Genomic DNA, 26356 nt, shown 5'->3' with positions numbered 1-26356 from the left:
AGCGCATTCGCGCCGCTGGCTACGTTCTCATGATCTCCTCGTCGAGGAACTTGCTGATTGCCGCAAGCGCGTTCGGCGAGATGTCACCGAGCGTGCGAGCGGCGTACGACTTCACGCGAGCGGCGCGCATTGAGCGAACGAGATCGAGCTGTGCACTCACCCTCTCCGGAGCTTCCGCACCTTCGGCGCCCATCAGGAACTCGGTGTCCACGTCAAAGTAGGCGGCGAGCCCGTCGAACAACGCGCGGTCCTGCACGTATCGGTGGCCGTTCACCATGTACGTCCAGCGGGATCGCGACAGGTTGATCCCGCGCCCTTCGAGGTACGCGGCGATCTGCGCGTACGTGGGCTCGGATCCCGATTCAGCGACCGCGACGTCGAGGAGGAGGCGGAGGCGTTTCGCGAGGTCCTCTGCGGCTGCTTTGCTCTCGTCTTCATCCATGTCTCGCATCACCATCACCCTCGGGACAGGTCTGGTATCGCTTTTCTGTGTCGCTCGACATCCCAAGCGTTGGGCATGCTCAATCTACTCGTTGGGCATGCCCAACGCAAGCGTTGCGCATGCTCAAATCGCGTGGTAAGAACGAGACAAAACGAACGTTGAGCATGCTCAACGAGGGAGGTAGCGAGCAAGCCCACAACTCCCGCGGTGTCCGCGCTCTCGCGCGCGGGCTCTGCGATGCCGCTCACCTGCGCCCGGAGCATGCGTGCGCAGCCGGGCGCACCTATGCGTCAGCCGCGCATCACTCGCGCGGGTAGTCGTTCCGAAGGGTGGTCGCCGTGTCGACGAAACCGCAACCGCATCACGACCGGGAAGCGAAGCTCGTCGAGCTGCATGAGCACCTCGTCGCGTCCGTCGAGACGCTCGTCACCGGCGACGACTGGAGGCGCGCACTCGAGTTCGCCGCCCGATTCCACACGCGATCGTTCAATAACACGCTGCTGATCTGGTGGCAGCACGAGGCCGCCTACCGGCAGGGACGCGTCCCCGACCCGATGCCGACGTACATCGCCGGCTTCAAGCAGTGGCAGGCATTGGGCCGCCGAGTGATCGCCGGACAGCGCGGATACATGATCTTCGCACCGCTCACCGCGCGGTTCGCGACCTCGGCGCCCATGGATGCGGACTCGTGGCGTCGGCTCGACCGCAACGAACGCCCGCGCGCCGGCGAGATCGTGCGCCCGCGAATGGTCGGGGTTCGGCCAGCGTACGTCTGGGACGTCTCGCAGACTGACGGCCGTCCGCTACCAGAGCTGCCGGTTCCGCGCCTGCTCCGCGGCGAGGCACCGCCGGGAGTCTGGGATGGGCTCGCCGCGATCGTTCGGGACGAGGGCTTCAGCCTGTCGACGGTGACGGATGCCACGGAGCTGCGGGGCGCGAACGGCGTCACTGATTTCGGGGCGCGCACGGTCATGGTGCGCGGCAACATGGATGCCGCTGGCCGCGTGAAGACTTTGGCGCACGAGCTTGCGCACATCAGAATGCACGAGCCCGAAAGCAACGTCTTCTTGCATCGCGGGATCGGCGAGGTCGAGGCAGAGTCAGTCGCCTTGATGATCGGCGCCGCGCACGGGATGGACACGAGCGACTATACGATCCCGTACGTCTCATCGTGGGCGAACGCTGTGGAGGCTAAGAAGCCCACCGAGGTGGTGCAGGAGACCGGTGAGCGTGTGCGCCGTACCGCCGGCGCGATACTCGACCGGCTCCCCACAACCCAAGGCGGCGCCGGTGATCCTCCCGAACTCGATCGGTCCGCAACGGCCCAGCGCGTCACCGCGGCAGCCCCCACCACGTCGCCCGAGCGGCAACCGGAGTCGCTCGAAGCGCGGGGCCTCTGATGGACATCGCAGAGCTGCTGTTGACCACGAACCGCGTTCCGATCCGCAACGCGGCGATCGCATTCGCCAGTGCCGGCGTCCCGGTCTTCCCGTGTGCCCGCGAGGAGAAGCGTCCCCTGACTGCGGCGGGATTCCACGATGCCAGCTGCGACGTCGACCAAGTCGAGACATGGTGGACTCGTTGGCCCGACGCGAACCTCGGCATTCCGACCGGCAGCGCCTCCGGGATCGACGTCGTCGATGTCGACGCGAAGGGAGTCGCGGGATCGGGCTTTCCCGCGTTCGAGCGCGCCGCCACAGCTGGACTCGTCGACGGCGAACTCGCCCGGGTTCGCACACCGTCTGGCGGCCTGCACGTGTACTTCCCAGCGATGCAGTCCCGGCCACAGCGCTGCTGGCAGGCCGCCGTGGCGCGCATCGACTTCCGCGGGACGGGCGGCTACGTGGTCTCGCCGCCATCGAGCCTGGCGACAGATCGCGGCCGCGTCGCGTATCGGCTCTTCTCCGTATCATTCGCTCACACGAAGCCCGTCGACGCCGTCGCACTTCGCGAGTTCGTCGACCCGCGCCCGGCACGACCAAGCACGCGCTCGGCAGAGCCGGCCACAGCCGCAGCGCTCGACCCAAGAAGGCTCGCTGGGTGGGTAGGTCGCCTCCGAGAAGGCGAGCGGAACGCCGGTCTCTTCTGGGCCGCCTGCCGACTCGCCGAAGCCGGCTTACCACCCGACGCCGTCGCATCCGCACTGGCGCCAGCGGCGGCGAGCGCCGGCCTCGCGGATGCTGAGATCGCGACCACGATCCGATCCGCCAGCCGTCAAGCCTCGGCGAGACCACCGAGGCCGCCAAGCCCGAGACAGGCACCGCCGACCCCCTGGTCCGCTCCCCCGTCCCCACCACCAAGGGCAGGTGACACGCGATGCCTGCCCTGACCCGCCCGAACCAGCTCCATCGCCCCGACGGCGTCCGCCTCGCGATGATCACCGCTGTAATCGGCACCATCTTCATCGCGGCCGGAGCATTCTGGCTCTCGTTCACCTCGCTCAGCGACCTCGCGCGCCGCTCCGGTTTCGATCCGGCACAGGCGTGGGTGTGGCCGCTCATCGTCGACGGCATCATCGTTGTCGCGACCGTGGCTGCCGTCGCCCTCGCGCGGTCGCGGGTCGCCTGGTACCCGTGGATGCTCCTCATCGCAGGCGCCGCCATCTCCGTCGCCGCGAACGCCATCCACGCGATCGTCGCGGATTCGATCGAGGTGCCGCTGTTCCTCGCGGCATCCGTCTCGGCCGTCCCGCCGCTCGTACTGCTTGCGATCACCCACCTGACCTCGGTCCTCATGCGCGCTCCACGGAAGACGGCTTCCGCCGAGGCCACGGCGCCCGCAGCCGCGAAGTCGAGACCGCCGGCGGCCACGATCATCCGTCAGCAGCCCGGCGCCGCGCTCGTGCCGCGCGACGACGCTTCATCCCTGCGCGCGCTCGGGTGGTCGAACTCGGCGATCGCCCGTCAGCTCGGCGTGCATCCCTCGACCATCGGGCGGTGGCTGCGTGACCACGTCGGCGCACCTACGTCGCAGACCGGCACCGTGAGGGAGGGCGCGAGCGATGGATGAAGACGAATTCGAGCAGAACCGCCGATTCGCGGATGACTGGCGCACGGGCATCCCGGACACGGATGCGCCGACCGACGATGTCGCCGAGCGAATTCGCGCCGCGCTCGCCGCCCGCAGCACCCCGACCGAGGCTGACCCGGCTGCCGACCTCTACCCGAGCCGACCCGCACAGCGGCCGGGAATCGTGTGGGTGCGGGCATCCGACCTGTTGAGCACTGGCACCGGCCGCATCGCCGGCCGTGGGCTTGATCTCGAGGCCGACCTCGCCCGCCGGCTTCGCCGCGCGCCCGCGACGACGAGGCGGGCGATCCGCGAGCGGGCGGCGAAACTGCCACCCCTCTCCGAGTTCGGCCGCTCCCCCGAGCATCCCCGATTTTCCCGCCCCGGGATGGGACGGCGGTGAGTCATGAGCATCCTGCAAACCGCGGCAACACGCACCGAACCGACGGGAGGTGCCGCGATGAACTGGAGCTCGACGCGGGAACGCGAACCCGAAGCCTTCCGGAACCCCGAAGGCCTGAGGATGCTGCTCATGCGCATGCAGGAATCCGACGGCAGAGCCTGGCGTACCGACCCGGAAGCCAACGCCCTCGTGCAGTACGCCGCCGAGAAGTACTCGGCCCTCGCCCGCAAGCACAGCCTCGACCCGTGGGAGGCCGCCTCCGCGGCGTTCGATGCGATGCGCGCCCCGTCGACCATCCGGGCGGATGACCCTTGGGCACTCGTTACCCGCGCCGTGCAGGTCACGTGCATCGCCGAGGAACGCGCGCAGGGACTCCTTTGCTCGGTGCATCAGGCGCGGCGCGCGAAGGTGTCGGAGTTCCACGATGCCGAGCGCTTCAGCGACCGCGAGCATGAACTGCCCGAGTACCACCCGGCGTTCCGCATCGCGGCCGTCGACGCGATCCTCGACAACGATTCGGCGCCGCGCGAGGACGTGAATGCCGCAATCCACGACGCGATCACCCTGTTCACGTTGCTCGGCTGGCCGAGCGACCGCGCCCGCGCCGGCGTCGAGTACGTCTGTGGTCGGCTTGCGGATGCCCCGTCGCGAGCATCCGCTTATGAATCTCTCCGTCGTGACTACGCGGCTCGCGCCCAACTCGACCTGCCGCAGCGCGCCTGGCACGCCATGCTCAAGGCTCTACTCGGATGCTGCGACCCGGTGCATCAGCACACAGTCGCGGGCAGAGGTATCCTGCTGCGTCTGCTTGTCGGCGAACCTCTGCGTGCCTTGCTGCACGACGATGACCTCGTTACCGACGTCGTCATCAACACTCCGCGGGTGACGATATGACCGGCGGCCAGGGGCACATCGAGCTCGAGCGAGCAATCGACTCGATCCGCGTCGGCGCCCGCCACCGCACCGACCTCGGTGACATCGACGCCCTCGCCGCTTCCATCGAACGCCAGGGACTGCTGCAGCCGATCACGGTCACACCCGACGGTGACCTCGTCTGCGGGGCGAGGCGGCTCGCAGCGTTGCGCCAACTCGGGCATCGGACGGTGAACGTCTGGGTGCGGTCCGGGATCTCCGATGACCTCGCACGGCTGCTCGCTGAACAGGACGACAACGCCCTGCACAAGTCGCTCGCCCCGACCGAGGCGGCGGCGCTGTATCGCGAGGTCAAGCAGTTGCTCGCCGAGGATGCCCAGAGGCGGCAGGCCACCGGTCGATTCGGGGTCGGCGGCGTTCACCTGAGCGGTGCCGCACCCGGTGCGGCACCGCTCCGTCGCGGTTCCGGTGATACCCGCGCGCAGGCAGCGCAGTTGGTGACCGGCAATCGCTCGTACAACACGCACGAACGCGTTGGTCGGCTGCAGCAGATCATCGACGACGAGGATGCGACGGACGAGCTCCGGGCGGACGCGGCGCGAGCACTCGTCGCCATTGACGGCGGCGCGCCGGTCAAGCCGGCGCTCCGGTCAGTGGCGACGCAGCTGCACGCGGTCGACGGACCGACCATGCCTGTGGATCTTGAAAAGCTCGCGACGGAAGCACTCGCCCGCGTGAAAGCAGAATCGCGGTCGAAGCGACGTAGCCGACCGGCTGTGAGCGCGGGCGATGAGATCGTGAAGCTGCCGATCCGGGCGTTCGTGCTGCAGTGGTCCGACCTGCGGGCGTGGTGGCTGCACTTCGAACTCGACGAGATCGCAGCCGAACTCACCGATGAGCAGTGGGACGACTTCGAGTCGACGGTCGCCGGCACGGTCTCGTTCGCCGAAGCGATCCGGGCGCTCCGGAACCGAGCTCAGGCGATCGCCCGCTGACCTCGCGCGCACCTGTCTCATGACCTTGCTCATCGGGACGCAGCAGAGGAGCCGACCATGCCATTCGCCCGTCGTCGCCGACTGATCATCGCCCTGGTTGCGGGCGGATGTATCCTGCTCGCGCTCATCGGTATGGGGATCTACGGGCTACTGCGGGGGCCAGCGCTTGAAGCCGAGCACCAGTCCCGTCCAGCGTCGGCGGCGAACACGGCCTCAACCCGTCCGGACCCGATCGCCTCGCCGCACTCCATCACCGCGACATCCGACCCCGAACGCTTCGCGCGCAGCGTCGCTCGGTCGCTCTTCGACTGGGACACGCGAGCACCCGAGAACGCCGCCCAGTGGGCTCAGTCCCTCGTCGACGTCGCGGACGCCGAGAGGCAGTCGGCGTCGCCACCGATGTGCGGGCCTATCTCCCGAGTTCAATCGTCTGGAAGCAGCTGCAGACGTACGGCACCCGGCAGCATCTCGACATCGACGCGGTCGGGGTTCCGGATGCTTGGATCACCGCCCGCGCACAGGCATCCGCTGGTCAGATCTCGAAGACCACCGTCGCCTACACCGTGACCGGCACCGCCCACCGAGACGGTACCTGGAACCGCGAGCCCGTCGAGAGCTCCCGCAGGGTTTCGTTCACCGTCTTCATCGACTGCCCGACCGGCGAGCCGTGCCGATTGCTCCGGCTGTCGCGCCCCGACGCGCCGCTGCAGTGAGGATGCCTGGTGAAGAAGCTCCTCGTCATCCTGCTGGTGCTCGTCTTCATCGGCCCGCCCGCCGGGCTCGTGAGCGTCGCCGCGCTCGTCAACCCGGCCGCACGCTCGTGCACGGTCGGCTCGCTCATCGTCGGCAGTGTCCCCGATTCGCTCACCACCCGAACCAGCAGCGGCCAGACTCTCACGCTGAACCGTCGGCAGCTGACACATGCGGCCACGATTACCACGATCGGTTCACAGATCGCCGGCGTCGGCCGCGACGGCGTGATGATCGCGCTCATGGCGGCGCTCACCGAGTCGGGTCTCAGGATGCTTGCCAACCCCAGCGCCTACCCCGAATCGGCGGACTACCCGAACGACGGCATCGGATCCGACCACGACTCCCTCGGACTCTTCCAGATGCGCCCGGCCTCAGGATGGGGCACCGTCGCCGAACTCATGGATCCGAACTACCAGGCCCGCGCCTTCTACGGCGGACCGTCCGGCCCGAACAACGGCTCACCGCGGGGTCTGCTCGATATCTCGGGCTGGCAGCAGCTCGAACGCGGCGCGGCTGCGCAAGCCGTCGAGGTCAGTGCCTACCCCGATCGCTACCGCGACTACGAGCCTGTCGCCGAAGCGATTCTCGCCGCGCTCACCAGCTCGAGCTCGACCGGCGCAGGCGGCGGCGTCGCCCGTGTGCCCGAGACGACGCAGATCGTCTTCCCGCTCGCGCATGGCACCTACACGAGCACCGACAGCTTCGGCTGGCGCACCGACCCCATCACCGGCGCGCGCGCCTTCCATGCCGGCAGCGATCTCGCTGCACCTGGCGGCATCCCGATCCTTGCCGTCGCCGACGGCCGCGTCGTCTTCGCCGGCCCGCGCGGCACCTATGGCGGGTTGATCATCCTCGAGCACACGGTCGCCGGCCAGACCGTCGCCTCGTACTACGCGCACATGTACGACACCGGCATCCACGTCAAAGTCGGCGACAGCGTCGCCGCCGGTCAACACATCGGCGACGTCGGCTCAGCCGGCAAGTCCACTGGCCCGCACCTGCACCTCGAGATCCACCCTGGCGGGCAAGGCGAACCCGCCGTCGATGCCCTCGACTGGCTCGCCGAACACGGCGCCGCCGGCATCGGCGACGCAGAGGTCGCCCTCGCCGGATGCCGCCCCGAAAGGAACCCGTGAAATGGACATCTTCCCCGACTTTGGCGCCGTCGGCGCCGCCGCCGAACTCCGCAGCATCATCGGCGCACTCATGACCTACGTCCTGATCTTCGCCGTGCTCATGATGATCATCAGCGCCGTTACCTGGGCGCTCGCCACCGCGAACGGCCACTACCAAACCGCTACCCGCGCCCGCCTTGGCCTCTGGATCGCTTGCGGTGCCGCCGCCCTCTCGGGGCTGGGAGTGGCTTGGGCGAATTTTCTCCTTGGCGTCGGGTCGAACCTATAGCCCCTACGAAGTGGAGTATTCCCATGAGCACTCCCCCGGAGCTATCCATGTAGCTAGCCTCGAGGTTTCGGGGCAGAGTGGGCGGATCGAAGCGCCTCGCGCGCAATCCATCGTTCCGGGTCAAGCCCCGCGGAGGTCCGACAGCAGGGAGGAGCACAGCCGGGAGGTCAAGCTCGAGTCGGACTCCGTCGTTGACACTCCTGATCACCCCCATTCGGGTACTCCCGCTGCACAGTCCCGCCCTGCAGGCTCTTACACATGGGATCGCCTCAAATGCGGAAGGAGGGCCGGCCAGCGCTCGTGCTGTCGATTGTCTCTCTCGTTGTGTCTACCGTCACTGCTGTTTTCCTGGCAGCAGTTCCTCTGGCCTGGCGGCCGGTGGTCATCCAGCCGCCGGTCGCGAGCAAGTACGTGGAACACCTCGTGACGTCCGGATACCGCAGCGCATATCTCGCTGCGGGGCTTTCCGAAAAGGACTCCCCGGCTTGGCAATTCGCCGAGGCGATCAAGACGCTCCGCGCGGCGTACGAAGGTGCCGTAACAGAATCGAACGACGGAACATGGCGTGGTGTCGGTGACGGCATCGAAGGATGCCTCGATCTGTCTCTCGTATATGAAGACTGCGTGGTGTTCGCGAACTTTGAGTTCAATGAGAACGACCGCGTGGTCAGATTCACAATCGACGGTATCCCCGTGGAACAGCTGTACCGTCCGGCGAACTGGTCCGCCCCGGCGACCGCCGAGGACGGTGTCGGGCAGTTCCGCGCATACACGATGGCTGAACTCTTCAATACCGACTACACCAGAAAGATCCTCGTGTACCAGCTTGACCGTTCGCCTAGCCGAGCGGACCCCCTCCCGTTCGACCTCCTTTACGCCCGTGTCCAGTACGCAGACCTCTCGGAGGTGACGCCTGAGGACGCCATCTACGACGTCACAGGCCGGATAACGCAGTGGTCGCGGGGGGTCGCGTTCTTCGACGTCCCCTACAACTCTGAGTTCATCCAGCTCTGTTGGACCCATGACCCGCCGGACGCCACTGTCTGCGACTGGATTTACAATCTATGACCGAAGCGGGCCGCTCCTCGTTCTCCCCTCGACCGGGTGCCGAGGCGGCCGTTTGTAGCGGCAAGTGTCAGGTCGATTGATCGAGCGGGTCCCAAAACGAGGTTCCAGTCGCCCCTCGCGGTTCTCGCAGGGGTGAACCCATTCCGGGGGAGCCTGCGTTCAATGATCGCTACAGCAGGCGAGGCGTGCGGCGTTGAACGTTCCCCCAGCGCACCCGATGACGATGCCCGCCTGGGTACGACAACCGCTATGCGATCGAATCCCGAAGAGTTGTCCGTTTGGAACAAGTCGGTGACAACTGCTGCGGGAATTGGACATGATCAGCGGGAACCTACAAATGCTCCGCGACGCCGCAAGCACCGACGTGGCGGCTACTGGATCGAGTCCCCGCTTTCTGCTGAACATCGCGTCGATTCCGTGCTGATCACGATCGGATGACGTAATCCCGGCTGTTCGGGAGGACGTTGCTCACCTCTCAGTCGACCCTTCCTACGACTGAGGAGCCCACCGTGATCGACATCGACCCCAATGGCACCGGTCTGCCCGGCATCGACCAGTTGCGCATCATCGTCGGCGCCGTTATGACGATCGGCCTCATCATGGCCGTCCTCGCGCTGATCGTCGCGGCGATCGTGTGGGGATTCGGCGCGAACTCGTCCAACCCCCATCTCGCCTCGCGCGGAAAGGCCGGTGTGCTGATTGCGTGCGGGGCCGCGGTCATCTGCGGCGCCGCGGTGACGCTGACGAATTTCTTCTGGAACGTCGGCCAGGCCGTCTGAGGCCGCCGCGCCATTCAGGGTTGGACGATGAGCGTCTGCGACATCCCAGTCATCGCCGAAGTCTGCACCGCGGTCGGCGAGGGCACCGCCTCGCTGGTCACTGCACCATTCGACTGGCTGGCCGCCGCTATGGGTGCCGCGGCCGCATGGATGTTCGAGGCCGTCTGGACCGCCTTCGACACCACCACCCTCGTCGACGTCACCGACCCGAGCTATCTCGGAGTATTCAACGTCCTCTTCGGGGTGGCAGTGTTCGTCACCCTGATCTTCTTCTTCCTGCAACTGATCACGGGACTTGTGCACCGCGATCCGACGGCGCTCTCCCGCGCTGGCATCGGCCTGGCCAAGTCGATCCTCGGCTCGTTCGTGATCGTTAGCCTCACGGCCCTCCTGCTGGAGATCACCGACCAACTCTCGATCGGCATCGTGCAGGCAACCGGCAACACCATGGAAGGCATGGGCGACCGCATCGCCCTCCTCGCCGGCGGACTCGCGACGGTCAACATCGCTGCCCCTGGCGTCGGCGCGATCGTCACGATCTTCCTGTCTGCACTCGCGATCAGCGCTGCCGCGATCGTGTGGTTCTCCCTCCTGATTCGCAAGGCGCTGCTGCTGGTCGCGATCGTCTTTGGCCCGATCGCCTTGGCTGGGGCGACCTGGGATGCCACGAAGGGCTGGATCTCCAAGTGGATCGCGTTCGTCGTGGCGCTCGTGCTGTCAAAGCTCGTGCTCGTCGTGATCTTTCTCGTCGCGATCGCGCAAGTTGCTGCCCCGATCGACGCCGACCTCGCCTCGATCAGCGATCCGATCGCCGGCATCGTACTGATGTTCATCGCCGCGTTCGCCCCGTACATCACGTACAAGTTCCTCAACTTCGTCGGGTTCGACATGTACCACGCCATGTCCAGCGAGCAGGAGGCAAAGTCGGCATTGAACCGCCCAGTGCCGGTGCCTGGCGGGCCAGGCATCGACAACGCGAAGAAGATCCTCGACGGTGGTGGCAACGGAACCAATAGCAATGGCGCTCAAGGCAGTGGCCAAGCGCCGACCGGCGCAACCGCCGGGCACGCCGGAGCCCGAGCAGGCAGTACTTCAGGCGGGGCGGCTGGCGGTTCCGCCGGAGCCTCCAGCTCTGGCGCGGCCAGCGGCGGCGCAGGAGCAGCGGGCGTCGGCGCCGCCGCCGGTCCGATTGGCATCGCCGCCGTCGCCAGCGCCCAAGTTGTCGGCGCGACCGCGAAGGCCGGCCATCAGCTCGGCAGCAACATTGGCCAGGCCGCCGACTCTCAGTTCGGTGCGGCGGATGTCTCGGCCACACCTCTGCCACCTGAATCCGCGCCGCCCAGCCCAGTCTCCAACCGGCGCCCGCCAGCCCCCAGCACACCCGCGGCCCCGCCGCCACCGCGAAAGGATGCCTGACCTTGCACACCGATACCGCCCGCGACTACAAGCTCGCCCCAGTACAGTTCTCGAGGCTGACGAAGCGAGGCATCCTGCTCGGCCTCTCCACGCCGCAGCTCATCGCCCTCACGTTCGCGCTCCTCACGCTCGTGTCCGCGCTCTACTCGGCCGGGGCATCCGGCGTCGCCTGGGCGTCGCCACTCTGGGGCGCCGCTGCTCTGACCGCCGTCATCCCGCTCGGCGGGCGCAAGCTCGTCGAATGGGTGCCCGTCACGACCAAATGGATGCTGCGCGCCGCCCGCGGGCAACTCACGTACCGCCGCCGCATCATCCGACCCCGGCCCGTCGGCACCCTCGCACTGCCCGGCGATGCCGCATCCCTTCGCGAATGGCACGACCCCGAATCCGGCGCCGTCATGATCCAAGACCCCCACCAGCAGACTCTCACCGCGATCATCGCAATCTCCCACCCCGCTTTCGCGCTCGTCGACGCCGGCGAACAACACCGCCGCGTCCAGGGATGGGGACGTGTTCTCGCCGGCGCCTGCCGCTCAGGGCGCATCGCTCGCATCCAAGTCAACGAACGCACCCTCCCCGACTCCGGCACCGGCCTCGCCGAATGGTGGGAACGTCACGGTGCAGACGATGACTCCTGGGCCGCGAACACATATCGCGACCTCATCGAACGAGCGGGCCCCGCCGGTGAACGCCACGCAACCACCATCAGCGTCGCTCTCGACCTGAAGTCCGCCGCACGGCAGGTGCGGGCGAACGGTGGCGGGATGCGCGGTGCGGCTGCCGTCCTCCGCCAAGAGATGACTGCTCTCTCGAGCGCACTCCGCGCCGCCGATCTCATCGTCGGCGGGTGGCTCACAGCCTCTGAAGTCGCCAGCGCACTTCGGACCGCCTACGACCCGGCGGTCGGCGTGGAACTCGAGCGCCACCCGGACGTCGGGCGAGACCTCGCCACCGCCGGCCCCGTCGCCGTCACCGAAACCTGGGACCGGCTCCGCACCGACACCGCATTCCACACCGTCCTCTGGATCAGCGAGTGGCCGCGCTCACAGGTCTACCCCGGCTTCCTCGCCCCGCTCGTTTTCACCAACGGCATCCTCCGCACAGTCGCCCTCCACTACTTGCCCGTTCGCGCCGATCAAGCTGCCCGAGACCTCCGCAAGAAGAAGACCGAACTCATCTCCGATGCCCACCAACGCCGCCGCATCGGCCAGATCGAGGATGCCTCGGCCACCGCGGAGTACGGAGACGTGCTGCAACAGGAAGCAGACCTCACCGCCGGCCACGGCGTGCTCCGGGTAACTGGGCTCATCTCGGTGACGGCGCCGACCACTGACGAACTCGACGCCGCGGTCGCGGCGATCGAGCAAGCGGCGATCCAGGCATCATGCGAAGTCCGACGACTCGTAGGGCAGCAGGCTCAAGCATTCACCGCCGCGGCGCTGCCGCTCTGCCGGAGCGTCTGACCGACTGCCACAGACCTCTCACCACTGGAACTAGCGCGAGCCAGGCATCTCGTTGTGATCCGTGTGGGACGCGTCGGTGTAGCCGGCCCTCACTAGCCGTCGGACGAACCGATCCAGGAAGTAGCGCGCAGGCCCGACGAACCAAACTCGCTGTCCCACGGCCCACACAAGCTTGGGCGAAGTCGCGTAATAGAACCGTACGAACTCGCGTCCCGTTGCTGACGCCTTCAGGAAGTCGTCACGCCAGCGTCGAAGCACTCGAACTTCGGGTGCGTCATAGCTGCCGTAAACCGCCGTGGCAACGTAGCAGCCGCCACTCTTCGGAGGAGTGACATTCTCATCGGACCCGAGGCTGACCTCCATCTGCTTGAGCTGTGCTGGCGTGAAGCCCTCGAGTGTACTGACAATCATGCCGACCCGCTGCGGGAAGGATGTGTTGCTCAGATTCTTCGAAGGACCGCCCGACTTCCACCCCAGACCCTCGCCGAGATTGTCCACGAGGTCACTGTTCAGGTAGCCCCACGGGGAGAACATCGGAGCCATTGCGTTGCGGTCCTGCTGCGCGTACTGCTCCGTCCGCGTAACGAGCTTCTCCCACATGGACCGGTCCAACGTGTACACCAGATACAGCCGGATCTGCTCTTCGATATGGGACTGACCGATGTCTTCGTACGACGATCCGTTCTGAACGTGAACGGCGTACTCGCGATGTTGAGCGACAAGTCGCCGACCCAGCTGATCGAGCCCATCCCCTGACTGGGTAGCGTTCTCAATTTCAGCTGCAAGAGCGTCAATCTTCTTCATTCAACGTCCAATCACTTCGGGGGGCGATACAACACAAGCATCAGCGCGCGCGTCATCCAAGGCAGACCTCGTGCATCACCGGGACACTGATTAGGAGAGACGCGGGCTTAGACCGAGCCTGAGGCCGCGATGAAGAGAGCGATCCCGTTCAGGATGGCGGCGCACCATCCGACACCCTTTGAGCCAAGCATCCCGAGCATGAATGAGGCAAAGAACCCCGGGAACGTAACCAGGACGCCAACCGACGGTTCGAGGTTGAATGCTGCGATCGCGCAACCGAAGGCCACGATGCCGCTAACAACTCGCCAAACGCCGAGTTCCGTCCTTGCGTCCAACTTGGGACTCCTCCGCTATTCAATCTGGAAACACCGAGCTTCAGTATCTACGACGCGGACAGGCTGAGATTCGAGAATCGTGCCCCCAGAAATGGGGCTTCTGCACGGCAAGCGAGCCCGTCGCTTCCGATGGATGCCAGCGATCGGACGCCATGCACGCTCCACACACCTTCCATGCGAAGCATCCTGATTGGAGCCGAGCATGTCTGCCTACCAACGTGACGATCCATCGACGCGGTGGATCAGCGTCGTCTTCCTGCAGGGCGGTGAGGCCGAGGAACTCCTCGCCCTGATCGATCGAGAGGGGCCGATCTCCGCGATCTACTGCCTGCAAGCGTACGATCACGGCGACGCAACCACCGAGGCCGCGCTCGCGAACGGGTATGTGTACGACGCCGTGCCCGCTGGCAGCACCGATCACACGATCGAACCGTTCGGCTCGCCGTACGCGCTGACGTACAGCAACACGTTCGGCTACGTGTCACTACTGCGCCGCTACGACGGCAGGCTCGAGCCGGAACTCGTCCCCGCAGCGCCCAACGCTCCCACGCCGTTCGAACGGTCATCGCGAGCGGTCGCGGACCGCTGGCAGGCGAACCCGATGTCCTCTGCGCCTTCCTCGCACCTGAATCGTGCCGTGGCGCTGTGAGCATTGACGAGCGCCTGCACACCGCGCCCCTGGTCAGTCCACGCGACGAGCCTCATCGAGATCGGCGTGCCCGAAAGCGCTCCGCTTCAACGATCGAGCAGAACGCCCGCAGAGCGGTCGCAGCTGAGCGGCGCACGCGGTTTGAAGCCGAGCGCGCGGAATCGCGCCAGGCCGCCTACTTGCCTGCCGCTGGCGAGCCCGGCCCTGCCGCGCTCCGCACCCCGGGCCGCCTCCGTCTGCCGAAGCACCAAGACACGTCGGCAACGCTCGCGGGACACTACCCGTTCCTCGCCGAGGCCGGCCTCGGCTCGGCCGGGGTGTTCGTCGGGCAGGACCTCTATTCGGGCGGATCCTTCGTCTACGACCCCTGGGTGCTCTATCAGCAGGGCATGATCACAGCCCCGAACGTCGTGCTGGCCGGCATCGTCGGCTCCGGCAAGTCCTCGCTTGCGAAGTCGCTGTACACGCGGTCCCTGCCGTTCGGGCGGCGCGTGTACGTGCCCGGTGACCCGAAGGGCGAGCACACCGGTGTCGCCGAAGCGGTTGGCGGCAAAGCGATCATCCTCGGCCACGGCCTACGCAACCGGCTGAACCCGCTCGACGAAGGACACCGGCAGACCGCGGCATCCGATGCCGAATGGGCCGCGCAACTTGCCGCGCGCCGCCGTGGACTCATCGGCGCCTTGGCTGAGACAGTCCTGGATCGCCCGCTGTCCCCGCTCGAGCACACCGCGATCGACCTAGCGCTCGGCGATGCGGTGCGCAGCGCCGAGGTGCCGATTCTGCCGATGGTCGTCGACCGCATCCTCGATCCCAGCATCACGGATGACCGTGAGCGGCGCCTGGCCGAGGACGGCCGCCTTGTCGGGCACGCCCTTCGGCGCCTCGTCGCCGGAGATCTCGCAGGCCTGTTCGATGGTCCCTCAACGGTGCGGTTCGATCCGTCGCTACCGATGGTCTCTCTCGATCTGTCGCGTGTTGCCGAGAATTCGACCCTGATCTCGGTGTTGATGACCTGCTCGTCGGCGTGGATGGAGTCCGCCCTCTCCGACCCCGCCGGCGGGCAGCGCTGGGTGATCTACGACGAGGCCTGGCGGCTGATGGCATACCCGGCGCTCCTGCGCCGCATGGACGCTCAGTGGCGTCTTGCGCGCCACTTCGGCATCGCGAACATGCTGATCTTCCACAAGCTCTCCGATCTCGACAACGTCGGCGACTCCGGCTCCGCGATGCGCGCCCTCGCATCATCCCTGCTCGCAAACGCTGAAACTCGCATCGTCTACCGGCAGGAACCCGACCAACTCGGCGCCACAGCGATCGCCCTCGGCCTCTCCGGCACCGAGCAGAAACTCCTGCCGACGCTTGGCACCGGGCAAGGGCTCTGGCGGGTCAAGGACCGCAGCTTCGTCGTGCAGCACCAGCTGCACCCCGATGAGCTCGCCGCATTCGACACGACAGCTCGGATGTTGGCGGGCCAATGATGCGGATGCTGGGCGCCAACGGCCGGGCGGGCGCACCTGTCGGACACACCGAGGAGGCGCCGTGACCGCAGACGACGAACGGGCAGCGAGGATGACGCTCGCCGCGGTGTCCGAACCGGCCGACATCATCACCGGCACCCTCGTTACCCACATCGGCGCGGCCGAGACGCTCACGCTCCTCGAGTCGAGAAGCGCCCTTCCACCTGGCATCGACCCTGCCGAGGGCGAGCTTTGGCGCCGGCGACTCGCCGCACGCCTGAGCCCCGCCGAGAGCGATGGCGTCCACGCGCGGATGGAGCAGCATGATCTGCAGATGATCACACCCGGGGACGCGGCCTGGCCGGCCGAGCTGAGCCAACTCGGCCCGAGCGCTCCGCTCGCCCTCTGGCTCAAAGGCGACCCGGCCCCGCTTGTGGCTCCGCTGGCAGGGCGAGTCGCGATGGTCGGTTCGCGCGCGGCGACCTCGTACGGCGATCGGATCACCGCGGACCTCGCCAGCGACATGATCCGCCGGGGGAAGGTGATTGTGACCGGAGGCGCCTATGGCATCGACGCAGCTGCGATCCGCGCCGCGACCGCCACCGCGACCGGACACACGATCGCGGTCCTCGCCGGCGGACTCGACCGCCCCCACCCCAGCGGACACGACGACCTCTTCACCCGCGTCACTGAATCCGGGAGTCTCCTCGTCAGCGAACTCCCGCCTGGAGCTGCGCCGACGAAATGGCGGTTCCTGCAGCGCGGCCGGATCGTGGCGGTCCTAGGCAGCGCAACCATCGTCGTCGAAGCTGGGCAACGGTCGTCGTCCCTGAGCGTCGCCGGTATCGCTCACGCGCTCGGCCGCCCCGTCGCCGCCGTACCCGGACCACTCACCTCACCCGCGAGCGCAGGCACGCACCGGCTGATCCAAGACGGCGTCGCTACCCTCGTCGTCGACGCCGATGACATCCTCGCCCTGACCGACCCTGCCGTCAGGTATGCCACCGAGCGGCCCTTCGCCTACTCCCCCACCCGCCGCGGCCTTCGCGTCAGCGCGGGAATCTCCCGCTGAGCCGATGACCACAGTGCGCACCTCAGGCGGGCTCGGCGACGAGCTCACGAACCTCGGCATGGGCGTCCTGATCAGTGCCGCCGGGATCGCGCTCATGCTGCGCGCGGCCGGCAGCGCCGGGGCGTGGGCCACCGGCATCTCTCAGCCGACCAGCGGCCCTGAAACGGGCCTCGCCGTCATTCTCAACCCCGGCGACCCCGGCACGGCACTCGGCGCCCCCGGCCTGCATCCGGTCGCATACTGGGTCACCGCCGCACTGCTGCTCGCGATTGCCATGACGGCCGTCATCCTGGTCTGGCGGATGCTGCATTCGTCGACCCGTGACCGGCGGGTCGACCCGTACCGCCTGCCGGGCATCGCCACGAAAACCGACGTCACCCGTGCTGCGTCGCGAGCCGCGCTCATGAGGCGCGGCCGCCATCTGCGCCCCTCACTGACCAAGGCGAAACCAGCAGATATCGGCTACCGCCTTGGCAGCTCCCGCGGAGTTGACGTGTGGGCCTCCGTCGAAGACTCGATCCTTGTCATCGGCCCGCCCCGCTCCGGCAAGGGGGCGCACATCGTCATCAATGCGATCCTCGACGCACCTGGCCCTGTCGTGACGACCTCCACCCGCCCCGACAACCTCACGGCGACGCTGCGCACGCGACGGCAGCGCGGACCGGTCGCCGTCTTCGACCCGCAGCACCTCGCTCCCGGTGTGCCCGCCGGGCTGCGGTGGTCGCCGATCCGTGGCTGCGACGACCCTCTCATCGCGATGATCCGCGCCGCCGGCCTTGCCGCCGGTACCGGACTCGCCGCAGGTGGGGTCGATGGCGGCGGTTTCTGGGAAGCGAAGACCCGTGTCGCGCTCCAAGCCCTCCTGCACGCCGCCTCGCTCGACCGCCGCACCCCGGCAGAGCTATTCCGGTGGACCCTCGACCCCACAGCCGCCGCGGACGCCGTCGCGATTCTCACCGCCAACCCCGCAGCGGCAACCGGATGGGGCGACTCGCTGCAGGCGATGCTCGAAGCCGACCCACGAACCCGCGACTCGATCTGGCAAGGCGTCTCCCTCGCACTCGCGGCCCTCGCCGACCCACGCGTGCTCGACGCCGTCTCTCCCAGCGACAGCGAGCAATTCGATCCCGAGGCGTTCCTGCAGAACAATGGCACCCTCTACCTACTGGCCACCAGCGCGGGCGCGAACAACTCCGCATCCCTCGTTGCCGCATTTCTCGAAGACCTCATCGAGACCGCACGCAGGATCGCCGCCCGCAACCCTGCCGCTCGCCTCGATCCGCCGCTGCTGCTCGCCCTGGACGAGATCGGCAACCTCGCCCCGCTTCCGTCGCTGCCGAACCTGATGGCCGAAGGTGGCGGGACCGGCATCACCACCATGCCCGTGCTGCAATCGCTCGCCCAGGCCCGCACGAAATGGTCCGATAGCGCAGCAAGCACGATCTGGGATGCCTCAATCGTGAAGATCGTGCTCGGCGGAGCATCCAACTCGAAAGACCTTCAAGACCTGTCCACCCTCATCGGCGACCGCGACGACACCACCGACTCCACCACCATCGGCGACCGCGGCTCCCGCACCGCGCAGCGCTCGGTGCGCCGCATCGCGACCATGCCGCCCGACGCGATCCGCACCCTCCCATTCGGCACCGGCCTCATCCTGCTCCGCTCAGCCCTACCCATAGTCGCCCGGCTTCGCATGTGGACGAACCGCGCCGACGCCAAGCAGCTCCGCACCGACCGCAGTTCCATCGAGGCACAGCTCAGATTGCCCGATCCCGCGATTCCGCCAGACCAGATCACCCAAGACGAAGCCGCAACGCCGCCCGTCGGGCCAGCTCCGTGAGCCGCGATAGCTATACCTCGACCGCACAACTCTCCAGACTCTGCCTCGAAAAGGGGGCTGGGCAAACTAGACCACGGGCAGTATCGTCGCGCGGGTCCGAACCTCCCGATATGCCCACTCCGCCGATCAGTCCAGGAGACTACGCTCCGATGCCTTTCCGCACTGCCGCCGCCATTATCACCCTCAGCCTGGCGCTCACGGGCTGCACGACGAGCAGCTACGACCTCGAACCAGGCAACGAAGACCACCTCGAGAGCCGCGACGACGACTACCAGCAGTCCGAGGAGTACTTGCAAGCCGAAGCGGATGCCTATCTCGATCAGCAGGCGGCCGACTTCGCGCCCAGCGGATGGCGTTGTTACTGGGACCCCACGATGAACGACGACTGGCACGACGACTACCAATGCACCAACGGTGTCGACTACGACCGCCCGTACTTGATTCCCGACGACTCTTTCGTCGAAGGGTGGGAGATCGACGCCGCAGCCGCCGAGTACGAAGCGAGCCTCAACGGTAACTAGGGCAGTGGAAGGCCGTGGACTGGGGATGGTCGCGCACCTGTAGTTGAACGCGGATCGCGCGATCCGCTCGGCACAGGAAGGCACAGTCCCGTGGCTCTGCACACCCAGCAATCGGTCTCCGGATTTATCGCAACCGAACCCCAGCAGTCCGTCACCGAGCGCGGCGAGACCCGCTTCTACGTCCGCATCGGTCAGCCTCAGTTTCGCCGCGAAGTCGACGGCAGCTTCACCGAACTCGCACCCACCTTCCACGACCTCGTCGCCTACCGCGCCACCGCCGACCGCGCCATGGCCCGCTTCGCGAAAGGCGACCGCTTCGTCGCCGAAGGTTATGTCCGCACGTTCCAGGTCGAACGCGACGGCGAGATCATCGACCGCGAAGAGTTCGTTGCGAAGAAGCTTGGACACGACCTGACCCGCACCGAGTACGAAGTCGACCGCACCCGCCGACACGTCGCAGTAACCCAAGCGGATGTCACGGCCAACGGCCACGATGCGACCGGAACCGACCGCGAGGAGGCTGGAGCGCGACGCAGCGATGCGCCCGCACCTGCCGGATCTGCCGTACTCGGACTGTGAATCGACGTGCCTGAGACATCCTCACGAGACTCTGCTGCCGCCGATCAGGAGCCTGCGCTCGGCAGCGTGTTCACCGGAGCCGCGTTCGACGATGACGCCTTCGATGACCTTGAAGCGCCGTTGCTCGCCGAGCCCCCGCATCCGGTCAACTGGAAACTGCTCACCGCCGAACAAGCCAGAACCGAGTGGATCGAGCTCAACCGCTGGGTGAACTGGCTTCGCCGCACCTACGGCCTCCCGGCCTCGATCATCCCGCCCTTCTGGCACCGCCACCCCGAACTCGTGTCGGAACTCTCCGCCCTCCACCTGCACTGGCTCAGCGCCTACGACCCCGACCAGCACGGCTCGGCCCCCTTCGGTTGGCACCGCGACTTCGCCGACGCTCGCGGCCGCCTCCACGACTGGGTCGCGACCTCGGGGACCCGCCTCGACCGCGACCGCCCCACCCGCCAAACCGCGTGGCCCGGCGAACCGCCAGCGGAGGCCGTGGAGGATGCCGTCATCGCTGACCGCGACGCCGACTTCATCGAGTTCGTCGTTGCCGACCTCGAGCACCGTAGCGCGGCGGAATCGGCACAGCGTTAGGGGGCGAGCACATTGCGAGTTGCACCGCCCCGACTTATCATCGAACATAGTTTCGAATCTTCGAGAGGCGGCGTCATGCTCACCACACGCGATGAGCCCGTGAGCGTCTGGCTCGACAGCACAGACCTACCCACTCGACTCGTTTATCGCGGATCGCGCTACCGCGTGGTCGACCAGCCCACTGCCCTCCCCCGCACGCCCGAATGGCCCAGCGGCATCTCCCACCCTCCAACAGACGTGCGACTGGCACCCGGCTGGCGGGTCACCGGTCGCACCGACGACGGCACGCTGCTCGTGTTCGATCTGCGCCTTGCGCCGCACGGCTGGACCGTCGAAGCGACCTACGCCTAACGTGGGTACCAACCGCAGATACCCCGATCGTGCTGACGAACGCGCCGACGAGATCCGGCTCGAGCAAGCCAAGCTCGGAAGCCCCGTCAGTCTGACGACCGCCGAAGTCCGACGCACCGGCCACGGTGCCGAGGCCCGCGAACCGATACCAGTCAACGCATCAGTCCGATATCGATTCGTCTATGAGGAACCGCGAACGGTCGAAGGCGAGGCGATGGCTTGGACTCGGGGCGCAGTGCTTGTGAAGTACCTAGACCCAGTGACGAACCAAGATCAATTCGTCTGGGTGTACGCCAACGCGGTCACGAGACGCACTCAGCCCTGACCCCGGTGGGCCCGCCGTCACCCTCACGCACTACTGCCCCCAGTCATCCCACGAGATCGAGTCGACGTCGTCATCCGCACCAGGCCACCTGAAGCACTTCAGCCGGCTTAGATGTCCCCGATCGATCAGGCTCCGCGTAGTGCTCCCTCGTCACGGCTGTCGACGCGTGACCGAGCCAGCCTGCAATCCGAGTTCTTGAGCCACCCCGATGGCGCTGGATGATCGTTCCGCAGATCTCCACTCGCGCCGGATCGACTGTCACATCGACTTCCACTTGCGAAGCGCGAGCGCTCGCGTCAGACGCGGAAAGTGCCGCGCCAGCACCTCGGCCATCTGCGAGACTCCGACTTCACCCACAGCGCCAACGCCCAAACTGCCCTGGTTCGGCGAACCACCGGCCAACCCCGTCGAGAGGTTGCCATCGCGAACCGTGATGCCTACTTCGTCGAGGTCGTCGTGGCTGGCCTCGAGCGCCGTAGCGCGGCCGATCGACCGTACTCGACTGTTCGGACTTCCTAGCGGGCGTGCGGGCCTGACCGATGCCTGCTCTTGATTCTGAGGAGGCGTCGTGCCGCGACGAGTGTTGGTCCAGCGGAATGATAAAACTTTCGATCTGGTCGAAGTACCCGCGCCGAACGAACACCATCTGCAGGAGATCATGAAGTCGCAGCCGCAGCTCATCCCGGCGGACGACCTCGGCTTTGACGGTGATCTACTCGTCGTTGGACGAGAAACCGCCCTGGCTCTGGCTACATCGATCTGCTCCGCCTTGCCTCGTCGGGAGACATCGTCCTGATCGAGTTCAAGACAGGTCCTCAGAATCCGGACTTTCGTCACGCGCTGGCGCAGCTCATTGATTACGGCTCGGATCTCTGGCAGCTCACCGTCGAAGAGTTCGACAGAGGGGTCGTTCAAGCGTTACCTCGAGAGCGACAGAGCGGAAGCGGAGTATCGTGGAGCAGCCACCCTCGCGGACGCTGTGGCGCGTAGCGGTTGGAATCTCAACGATGAAGAGCTATCTGCGTTCCAAGGTCGGCTCGGAGATGTTCTCACAACAGGGGACATTCACTATGTCGTTGCGGCACAGCGGTTCACGCCATCGATGCAGACAAGCCTTGACTACCTGAATGCGACAATGCGGTTCGGCAAGTTCTTCCTGGTCGAGATCGTCCAGATGCGAGGAGAAGAGCTGGTCGCACATGCAGCGCAGGTTGTTTCCGCACCGCCGCGCCGTACATCAAGCGGTTCCTCCAGCCCTGCGGGCCAAGCCGACGAGGCGGCGTTTTTGGCCGGGATCGCGGACCACAGCTACCGTGACGCAATAAACGATGTGATCGCCGGCTGTACGGCACTGGGCGTCGAAGTGAAATGGAGATCCCAGGGCGCATCCTTTCGAATCACGACGCCAGATCGACGACAGCCTCTGTCGATCGGGTGGATCCTGCCCGATGACAGCCATTGGCAGGGGGCGCGTTTCGCGACCTTCGGAGTCGATCCCTGGTCGCTCTCCAAGACCCCCTCGGTCAAAGGCGCTGTCGAGCACTACACGAACCGCCTGGCCGCCATCGCCGGAGCGAAGCCCGTCGCGTCGAAGCTTGATGCCTTCACCTTCGGCATCGACACTCTGCCGAACGCACATGCGGCGATTGTCGCGGCAATCGGGAACCTCGTCAGGGAAATCGGCGAAGCCAACACCGTGGTGAACTGAGTATCAGCACTCCGAGGCGCACGACCCCCGCGTCGTCGACTTTCCTGATTGCCACGGTGGCCGCCGCTCCGGGCCGGGCGGGCAGGAGCGGCAACCACGAGGAGTCCCCGCGCATGCCGGGTGGCCCACCACCTGCCGGGGCGTTTTCGCCGTATACCCCGGCATCCACGCTTACTGCTCCCAGCGCCTTCGGCACCCGCTTGGGCTTCTTCAGCTGCGAGGTCTCCTTCACAGGGTTCCGTTCAAGAAGCCCCTGTCGCACCCCGAACGCCAACACCATGCTCAGCGACGTCTTCGAATGTTTGGCCATCGAGAACGAGCGCTGCCGCTGTTGCTTCAGATACCGCTCGATGCGGCCGACGGTGATCTCGCGCACCGCGAAGTCGGCGAAGAACGGCAGCACGATCCCTCGAAGCTGGCGCTCGTACGTCTCCTTGGTGGTCTCGGCACGGTCGACGTCCAAGCGCAGATCGTCCAACCAAGCGTCGGCAAGGTCCGCGAATTTCGAGTCGGGAGTGAGTGAGCCAGTGGTCCCGGCATGCCGCACCCGCTCCTGCAGATCGAGCTTGAGCGCAGTGATCGCCGCGTTGCGGCTTTCCCCGGTGGCAGCGACTTGGCGCGTCTGGCCGTCCCAGTCGCGGAACCGAGTCAGTGCCCTGAACCGTCCGCGTGCGAGCTCAATGGTTTGGATGCTGCCGTAGGTGCCGATCGCGAGCCGTGGACGGCCGGCCATCAGGCTTCACCTCCGAAAGCCGGCACAGCCTGAGATTCGTGAATCCCGTCCAGCCAGCGGATGACGTCGGAGACGCGGTACCGGATCTCCCGGCCGACCCGCATGCCCGCCGGGCCCCGTCCGTCGGTGCGCAGGTCGTAGATCGCCTGCACGTGCACGCCCAGGTACTCGGCGAGCTCGCTCGTGGTCAACACGGGCTCGAGGCCGAGCCCGGAGAGGCGTTCGCTGTTCATGACATGAAGGTGTTCGAGGTGAACCCAGCTGTGCCGAACACCGTCGACCGACGCTATCGGAGCGCGCCCATTCTTGTGCGCACGAATGAATAAACGTTGGATAAACGTTGACGACATAGACCGTCGCCAATGCTCCTGACGAATGAACTGATCAGGGCGCGAATCCGGGGTGTCTGCGCTGCCGCGAGAACCGTCACGGAAAGCGTACGCCGCTGCTCCTACCCTCCCTATTGCGTTCTCAACGGAGCAGGGAGCAAACTCGCATCGTTGGGGCTATCTAGAGTTGGAGTCTTCGAGCCCAGCAGTGTCGGATCGACCCGAGCCTGTTCGCCGAGTCCGAAGCCCGCGTTGCTAGTAGACCACCGTCCACGATGATGGGCCAAGTTAGTAGAAGGTCGCCGTGAGTGCAACTCCAGAAGAACGCGCCGAGAGCGGAACGTCCGATTTCGAGCGCGGAATCTCCGACTGGGAGCGCGGAACGTCCACCGCGAGAGAAGAAACGAGCGCCGGCGCCCGCGCTGAGCAGGGACCCGGCAGGTTGTACGCGGGTGCCGGCGGTGTCAGTTCACCGGCAGCTTCGACGAGAGGCTCGACCAGTCAACAAGTTCGCAAAGCGAAGTCCGTTATCCGCGTGGCGGTCAACCGTGAATCGACTATCAACGCTGAAGCCTTCGTCAGACTCCTCAATCAGACTCCCGGGATCGTGCCCGAATTCAAGAACAAGCTCAAGTACGACAAGAAGGCCAATGCGATTGTGGTACCCGACTATTCGCAGGACGCGGTCGTCACTGGCAAGGAGTGGCTGTTCGACCTCGGTAGAGCGGGAAATGATTGGGAGCTCACGACAGCAACGCTGATTCTGGGGTTGGAGGAAGGGGGTTATACCAAATTGAAGGAAGACGTCCAGGTCGATGAGGAACGCGGTACAACCGCCCGCATTAATGACCCCGACGACATCCTGATTAGGCCATCGAGAGACGATACGGAAACTAGCACGAGATGGATGGGTGGTCTTACTGTTCCTACCCGCACAATGGTTGCGAAGAATGCACGAAGGGAAACCCGGCCTCAGGTTGTCCGTCTGAACAGCGGCAAAGGATTGATCATCCTCGCAAACAGGGCGGTCGTGAAGAAACGGGGAAAGTTCGTGCAAGTAAGGCGAGGTGGGAAATTGGTACCGAAGGAAGTGCCTATCCCGAGAAAGATGATCGCCATGGCCTTCTTTCATGAGCTGTCGGCACACGCCTGCTTCTTCCAGAACGGCCAGAACGCGGCTCACGACGAGTCGCCACTCGTCGACCGAAACTACAAACAAGCGGAGGAGAGCTACCAAGTGATCCTGAGAAGGGATCGGGACTCGTTCGAGCAGAGTGTGGATAGGGGCGCAGACGCCCTGAACAAAAGGGACCCGTAATCTCCTAGCTTTGAGGAAGACCTCGCGTCTGGGTGAAGATCCAAACCCGGCCTGCGGTCGCTCGACCATCATCGGCCACAGCTCGCCGGCAAGCGCGTCGCACCGGTCTCCGCCCCATGTGATGACCATCCACGTGTCCCAGGCGGGCCCCCTGGCCGCCGGCCGGCACGTCAGGAACACAGGCTCCTGGCGAGTGGACGGCGCCTGTTCCACTCGAGATCGACTCTCCGTCCCGCACTCCCAGGGTCGGCCGGCCCATATGGTCCCCCGCGGCGTCGCGCATGGCTCACGGATTTCCTCCTCCAGGCGGGCTTGCACCCTCCTGCTTCACTTCAACGACGAGCGTTGCGTTGGACGGTGGCGATGGGTCACTTAGGTCGTGGTCAGCGACGCGTTGACGTCGGCGATCCGCCTCAACCTCTTCGATGGCGGCACGCGCACCCTGAAGTCGAACATCAATCGCTCTGCTCTCGTCGATGTAGGTCTCGCAAGCGTCGCATTCACCGGTGACCGCCTCCAGGAGCGTGCCCGGGGTTGGCATCGAGATGAGTATCGGTTGGACTTTGCTCTCGTCCTCGAGCTTCTTTCTGTCCGCGTCGATCTCTTCTATGAGATTGGCGAGGTCGATCTCTTCAATCGTGAATGGCTCACGCAAAGGGAAGGCCCCGCGGTCGCCGTGGAAACCGATCAGCTCGTTCTCGATCTGCGACGCGGCCGGCCCGTACTGCTGGAGTCGCAGCAGGCGCTGGTCCGGATCTTCGCGCGCCCAAACCGCTTGCGCATAGTGGAGCCAGTGGGCGTCCATATGGCAACGCAGCCGTTCGTACTCAACCACTGACTCGGCGGCCGCAGGGTCGATCTGCTCGCCCTCGAGCGGCGCAACTCCAATGAGCGGAGCACGACCAAGGAAGCTTGAAACGGCGGCCATGCTCGCGCGAAGGCCTGCATCGTCATACTCCAAGAGGTCCCACTCGACACCCCATCGGGTCGCGGCTCCTTCTCCCCAGGCTTGATACCGCTCGTTGAGCTCTCGTTGGCGCGTAGCGTGAGTTGGTACTGGTGGTCCAGCGATCTGGTGTGTTATCTCGTGACATCGTGGACACTGGATCTCGTCACTTCGTAGACGCTGGATCTCATGG

The 26356-nt window shown here is 66.1% G+C and carries 28 protein-coding genes; 22 read left to right on the top strand and 6 right to left on the bottom strand.

The features are described 5' to 3' along the window. Window positions 1-19: 19 nt before the first annotated feature. Window positions 20-451, bottom strand: a complete 432-nt coding sequence (locus IEX31_RS06770; RefSeq protein ID WP_229662160.1) for a hypothetical protein — start codon at window positions 449-451, stop codon at window positions 20-22. Window positions 452-780: 329 nt separating this feature from the next. Between IEX31_RS06770 and IEX31_RS06765 the strand changes: the two genes are divergently transcribed. From IEX31_RS06765 to IEX31_RS06705, 13 genes are all read left to right on the top strand, one after another. After that, window positions 781-1842: an ArdC-like ssDNA-binding domain-containing protein gene (locus tag IEX31_RS06765; RefSeq protein ID WP_188742678.1), complete on the top strand. Its 1062-nt coding sequence runs from the start codon at window positions 781-783 to the stop codon at window positions 1840-1842. Further along, window positions 1842-2771: a bifunctional DNA primase/polymerase gene (locus tag IEX31_RS19530; protein ID WP_188742677.1), complete on the top strand. Its 930-nt coding sequence runs from the start codon at window positions 1842-1844 to the stop codon at window positions 2769-2771. The genes IEX31_RS06765 and IEX31_RS19530 overlap by 1 nt, the downstream gene beginning before the upstream one ends. After that, entirely contained in the window at window positions 2759-3451 is a 693-nt protein-coding gene (locus IEX31_RS06755; protein WP_229662159.1) for a DUF2637 domain-containing protein, read from the top strand. Before IEX31_RS19530 ends, IEX31_RS06755 begins: the two co-directional genes overlap by 13 nt. Beyond that, entirely contained in the window at window positions 3444-3854 is a 411-nt protein-coding gene (locus IEX31_RS06750; protein ID WP_188742676.1) for a hypothetical protein, read from the top strand. Before IEX31_RS06755 ends, IEX31_RS06750 begins: the two co-directional genes overlap by 8 nt. Before the next feature lie 3 nt (window positions 3855-3857). Then, the gene (locus IEX31_RS06745; RefSeq protein WP_229662158.1) at window positions 3858-4748 is read left to right on the top strand and encodes a hypothetical protein; all 891 of its coding nucleotides are present in this window, start codon (window positions 3858-3860) and stop codon (window positions 4746-4748) included. Beyond that, complete coding sequence (locus IEX31_RS06740) at window positions 4745-5722, top strand: ParB/RepB/Spo0J family partition protein (RefSeq protein ID WP_188742675.1); 978 nt, start codon at window positions 4745-4747, stop codon at window positions 5720-5722. Before IEX31_RS06745 ends, IEX31_RS06740 begins: the two co-directional genes overlap by 4 nt. 401 nt (window positions 5723-6123) lie before the next feature. Beyond that, complete coding sequence (locus IEX31_RS06735) at window positions 6124-6435, top strand: hypothetical protein (protein WP_188742674.1); 312 nt, start codon at window positions 6124-6126, stop codon at window positions 6433-6435. A gap of 9 nt (window positions 6436-6444) precedes the next feature. Further along, entirely contained in the window at window positions 6445-7611 is a 1167-nt protein-coding gene (locus IEX31_RS06730) for a M23 family metallopeptidase (protein WP_229662157.1), read from the top strand. A gap of 1 nt (window position 7612) precedes the next feature. Next, window positions 7613-7879, top strand: coding sequence for a DUF6112 family protein (locus IEX31_RS06725; protein ID WP_188742673.1), 267 nt, complete (start codon window positions 7613-7615; stop codon window positions 7877-7879). A 273-nt stretch (window positions 7880-8152) separates the two neighbouring features. Beyond that, window positions 8153-8947 (top strand): hypothetical protein, encoded by a 795-nt coding sequence (locus tag IEX31_RS06720; protein ID WP_188742672.1) that lies wholly within the window; start codon window positions 8153-8155, stop codon window positions 8945-8947. Window positions 8948-9456: 509 nt separating this feature from the next. After that, on the top strand, window positions 9457-9726 hold the full coding sequence (locus tag IEX31_RS06715) for a DUF6112 family protein (RefSeq protein WP_022888103.1): 270 nt from the start codon (window positions 9457-9459) through the stop codon (window positions 9724-9726). Window positions 9727-9753: 27 nt separating this feature from the next. Then, window positions 9754-11142, top strand: coding sequence for a TrbL/VirB6 family protein (locus IEX31_RS06710; RefSeq protein WP_188742671.1), 1389 nt, complete (start codon window positions 9754-9756; stop codon window positions 11140-11142). Further along, window positions 11139-12605, top strand: coding sequence for an SCO6880 family protein (locus tag IEX31_RS06705; RefSeq protein WP_373285508.1), 1467 nt, complete (start codon window positions 11139-11141; stop codon window positions 12603-12605). The genes IEX31_RS06710 and IEX31_RS06705 overlap by 4 nt, the downstream gene beginning before the upstream one ends. 30 nt (window positions 12606-12635) lie before the next feature. On the opposite strand, the gene IEX31_RS06700 is transcribed toward IEX31_RS06705, so the two are convergent. Next, window positions 12636-13409, bottom strand: coding sequence for a CFI-box-CTERM domain-containing protein (locus IEX31_RS06700; protein ID WP_188742669.1), 774 nt, complete (start codon window positions 13407-13409; stop codon window positions 12636-12638). A 537-nt stretch (window positions 13410-13946) separates the two neighbouring features. On the opposite strand from IEX31_RS06700, the gene IEX31_RS06695 reads away from it, so the two are divergent. From IEX31_RS06695 to IEX31_RS06665, 7 genes are all read left to right on the top strand, one after another. After that, the gene (locus tag IEX31_RS06695; RefSeq protein ID WP_188742668.1) at window positions 13947-14393 is read left to right on the top strand and encodes a hypothetical protein; all 447 of its coding nucleotides are present in this window, start codon (window positions 13947-13949) and stop codon (window positions 14391-14393) included. Next, window positions 14390-15874: a putative type IV secretion/conjugal transfer ATPase gene (locus IEX31_RS06690; protein ID WP_188742667.1), complete on the top strand. Its 1485-nt coding sequence runs from the start codon at window positions 14390-14392 to the stop codon at window positions 15872-15874. The genes IEX31_RS06695 and IEX31_RS06690 overlap by 4 nt, the downstream gene beginning before the upstream one ends. Window positions 15875-15935: 61 nt before the next feature. Next, a complete protein-coding gene (gene dprA, locus IEX31_RS06685; protein WP_188742666.1) occupies window positions 15936-16925 on the top strand; it encodes a DNA-processing protein DprA in 990 nt (329 codons plus the stop codon). Window positions 16926-16929: 4 nt separating this feature from the next. Then, on the top strand, window positions 16930-18768 hold the full coding sequence (locus tag IEX31_RS06680) for a TraM recognition domain-containing protein (RefSeq protein ID WP_188742665.1): 1839 nt from the start codon (window positions 16930-16932) through the stop codon (window positions 18766-18768). 149 nt (window positions 18769-18917) lie between these two features. Beyond that, the gene (locus IEX31_RS06675) at window positions 18918-19289 is read left to right on the top strand and encodes a hypothetical protein (RefSeq protein WP_188742664.1); all 372 of its coding nucleotides are present in this window, start codon (window positions 18918-18920) and stop codon (window positions 19287-19289) included. A 90-nt stretch (window positions 19290-19379) separates the two neighbouring features. Continuing rightward, complete coding sequence (locus IEX31_RS06670) at window positions 19380-19868, top strand: single-stranded DNA-binding protein (protein ID WP_188742663.1); 489 nt, start codon at window positions 19380-19382, stop codon at window positions 19866-19868. Between the two features lie 66 nt (window positions 19869-19934). After that, window positions 19935-20453 (top strand): hypothetical protein, encoded by a 519-nt coding sequence (locus IEX31_RS06665; protein WP_188742794.1) that lies wholly within the window; start codon window positions 19935-19937, stop codon window positions 20451-20453. 934 nt (window positions 20454-21387) lie between these two features. On the opposite strand, the gene IEX31_RS06660 is transcribed toward IEX31_RS06665, so the two are convergent. Further along, complete coding sequence (locus IEX31_RS06660) at window positions 21388-22044, bottom strand: hypothetical protein (RefSeq protein WP_188742662.1); 657 nt, start codon at window positions 22042-22044, stop codon at window positions 21388-21390. A gap of 220 nt (window positions 22045-22264) precedes the next feature. On the opposite strand from IEX31_RS06660, the gene IEX31_RS06655 reads away from it, so the two are divergent. Continuing rightward, complete coding sequence (locus IEX31_RS06655; RefSeq protein WP_188742661.1) at window positions 22265-22837, top strand: hypothetical protein; 573 nt, start codon at window positions 22265-22267, stop codon at window positions 22835-22837. On the opposite strand, the gene IEX31_RS06650 is transcribed toward IEX31_RS06655, so the two are convergent. Beyond that, entirely contained in the window at window positions 22800-23570 is a 771-nt protein-coding gene (locus IEX31_RS06650; RefSeq protein WP_188742660.1) for a phage integrase central domain-containing protein, read from the bottom strand. The two genes, IEX31_RS06655 and IEX31_RS06650, sit on opposite strands and share 38 nt — an antisense overlap. Beyond that, window positions 23570-23803: a helix-turn-helix domain-containing protein gene (locus IEX31_RS06645; protein WP_188742659.1), complete on the bottom strand. Its 234-nt coding sequence runs from the start codon at window positions 23801-23803 to the stop codon at window positions 23570-23572. Before IEX31_RS06645 ends, IEX31_RS06650 begins: the two co-directional genes overlap by 1 nt. A gap of 400 nt (window positions 23804-24203) precedes the next feature. Between IEX31_RS06645 and IEX31_RS06640 the strand changes: the two genes are divergently transcribed. Then, entirely contained in the window at window positions 24204-25217 is a 1014-nt protein-coding gene (locus tag IEX31_RS06640) for a hypothetical protein (protein ID WP_188742658.1), read from the top strand. Window positions 25218-25503: 286 nt separating this feature from the next. Here IEX31_RS06640 and IEX31_RS06635 read toward each other — a convergent pair whose 3' ends face one another. Beyond that, window positions 25504-26178, bottom strand: a complete 675-nt coding sequence (locus IEX31_RS06635) for a hypothetical protein (RefSeq protein WP_188742657.1) — start codon at window positions 26176-26178, stop codon at window positions 25504-25506. Window positions 26179-26356: the final 178 nt, after the last annotated feature.

It is taken from the genome of Agromyces bauzanensis (assembly GCF_014645655.1).
Classification (GTDB): domain Bacteria; phylum Actinomycetota; class Actinomycetes; order Actinomycetales; family Microbacteriaceae; genus Agromyces; species Agromyces bauzanensis.
Note: the sequence above shows the minus strand (reverse complement) of the source record. Positions and strands in the feature narration are given on the sequence as shown.

Excerpts from the sequence above, each read along its gene's own strand:
- IEX31_RS06745 (WP_229662158.1), top strand. The coding sequence starts at position 3,858 with ATGAGCATCCTGCAAACCGCGGCAACACGCACCGAACCGACGGGAGGT.
- IEX31_RS06750 (WP_188742676.1), top strand. The coding sequence starts at position 3,444 with ATGGATGAAGACGAATTCGAGCAGAACCGCCGATTCGCGGATGACTGG.
- IEX31_RS06710 (WP_188742671.1), top strand. The coding sequence starts at position 9,754 with ATGAGCGTCTGCGACATCCCAGTCATCGCCGAAGTCTGCACCGCGGTC.
- IEX31_RS06700 (WP_188742669.1), bottom strand. The coding sequence starts at position 13,409 with ATGAAGAAGATTGACGCTCTTGCAGCTGAAATTGAGAACGCTACCCAG.
- IEX31_RS06695 (WP_188742668.1), top strand. The coding sequence starts at position 13,947 with ATGTCTGCCTACCAACGTGACGATCCATCGACGCGGTGGATCAGCGTC.
- IEX31_RS06645 (WP_188742659.1), bottom strand. The coding sequence starts at position 23,803 with ATGAACAGCGAACGCCTCTCCGGGCTCGGCCTCGAGCCCGTGTTGACC.
- IEX31_RS06720 (WP_188742672.1), top strand. The coding sequence starts at position 8,153 with ATGCGGAAGGAGGGCCGGCCAGCGCTCGTGCTGTCGATTGTCTCTCTC.
- IEX31_RS06675 (WP_188742664.1), top strand. The coding sequence starts at position 18,918 with ATGCCTTTCCGCACTGCCGCCGCCATTATCACCCTCAGCCTGGCGCTC.
- IEX31_RS06650 (WP_188742660.1), bottom strand. The coding sequence starts at position 23,570 with ATGGCCGGCCGTCCACGGCTCGCGATCGGCACCTACGGCAGCATCCAA.
- IEX31_RS19530 (WP_188742677.1), top strand. The coding sequence starts at position 1,842 with ATGGACATCGCAGAGCTGCTGTTGACCACGAACCGCGTTCCGATCCGC.
- IEX31_RS06725 (WP_188742673.1), top strand. The coding sequence starts at position 7,613 with ATGGACATCTTCCCCGACTTTGGCGCCGTCGGCGCCGCCGCCGAACTC.
- IEX31_RS06755 (WP_229662159.1), top strand. The coding sequence starts at position 2,759 with ATGCCTGCCCTGACCCGCCCGAACCAGCTCCATCGCCCCGACGGCGTC.
- IEX31_RS06655 (WP_188742661.1), top strand. The coding sequence starts at position 22,265 with ATGCGGTTCGGCAAGTTCTTCCTGGTCGAGATCGTCCAGATGCGAGGA.
- IEX31_RS06770 (WP_229662160.1), bottom strand. The coding sequence starts at position 451 with ATGCGAGACATGGATGAAGACGAGAGCAAAGCAGCCGCAGAGGACCTC.
- IEX31_RS06680 (WP_188742665.1), top strand. The coding sequence starts at position 16,930 with ATGACCACAGTGCGCACCTCAGGCGGGCTCGGCGACGAGCTCACGAAC.
- IEX31_RS06740 (WP_188742675.1), top strand. The coding sequence starts at position 4,745 with ATGACCGGCGGCCAGGGGCACATCGAGCTCGAGCGAGCAATCGACTCG.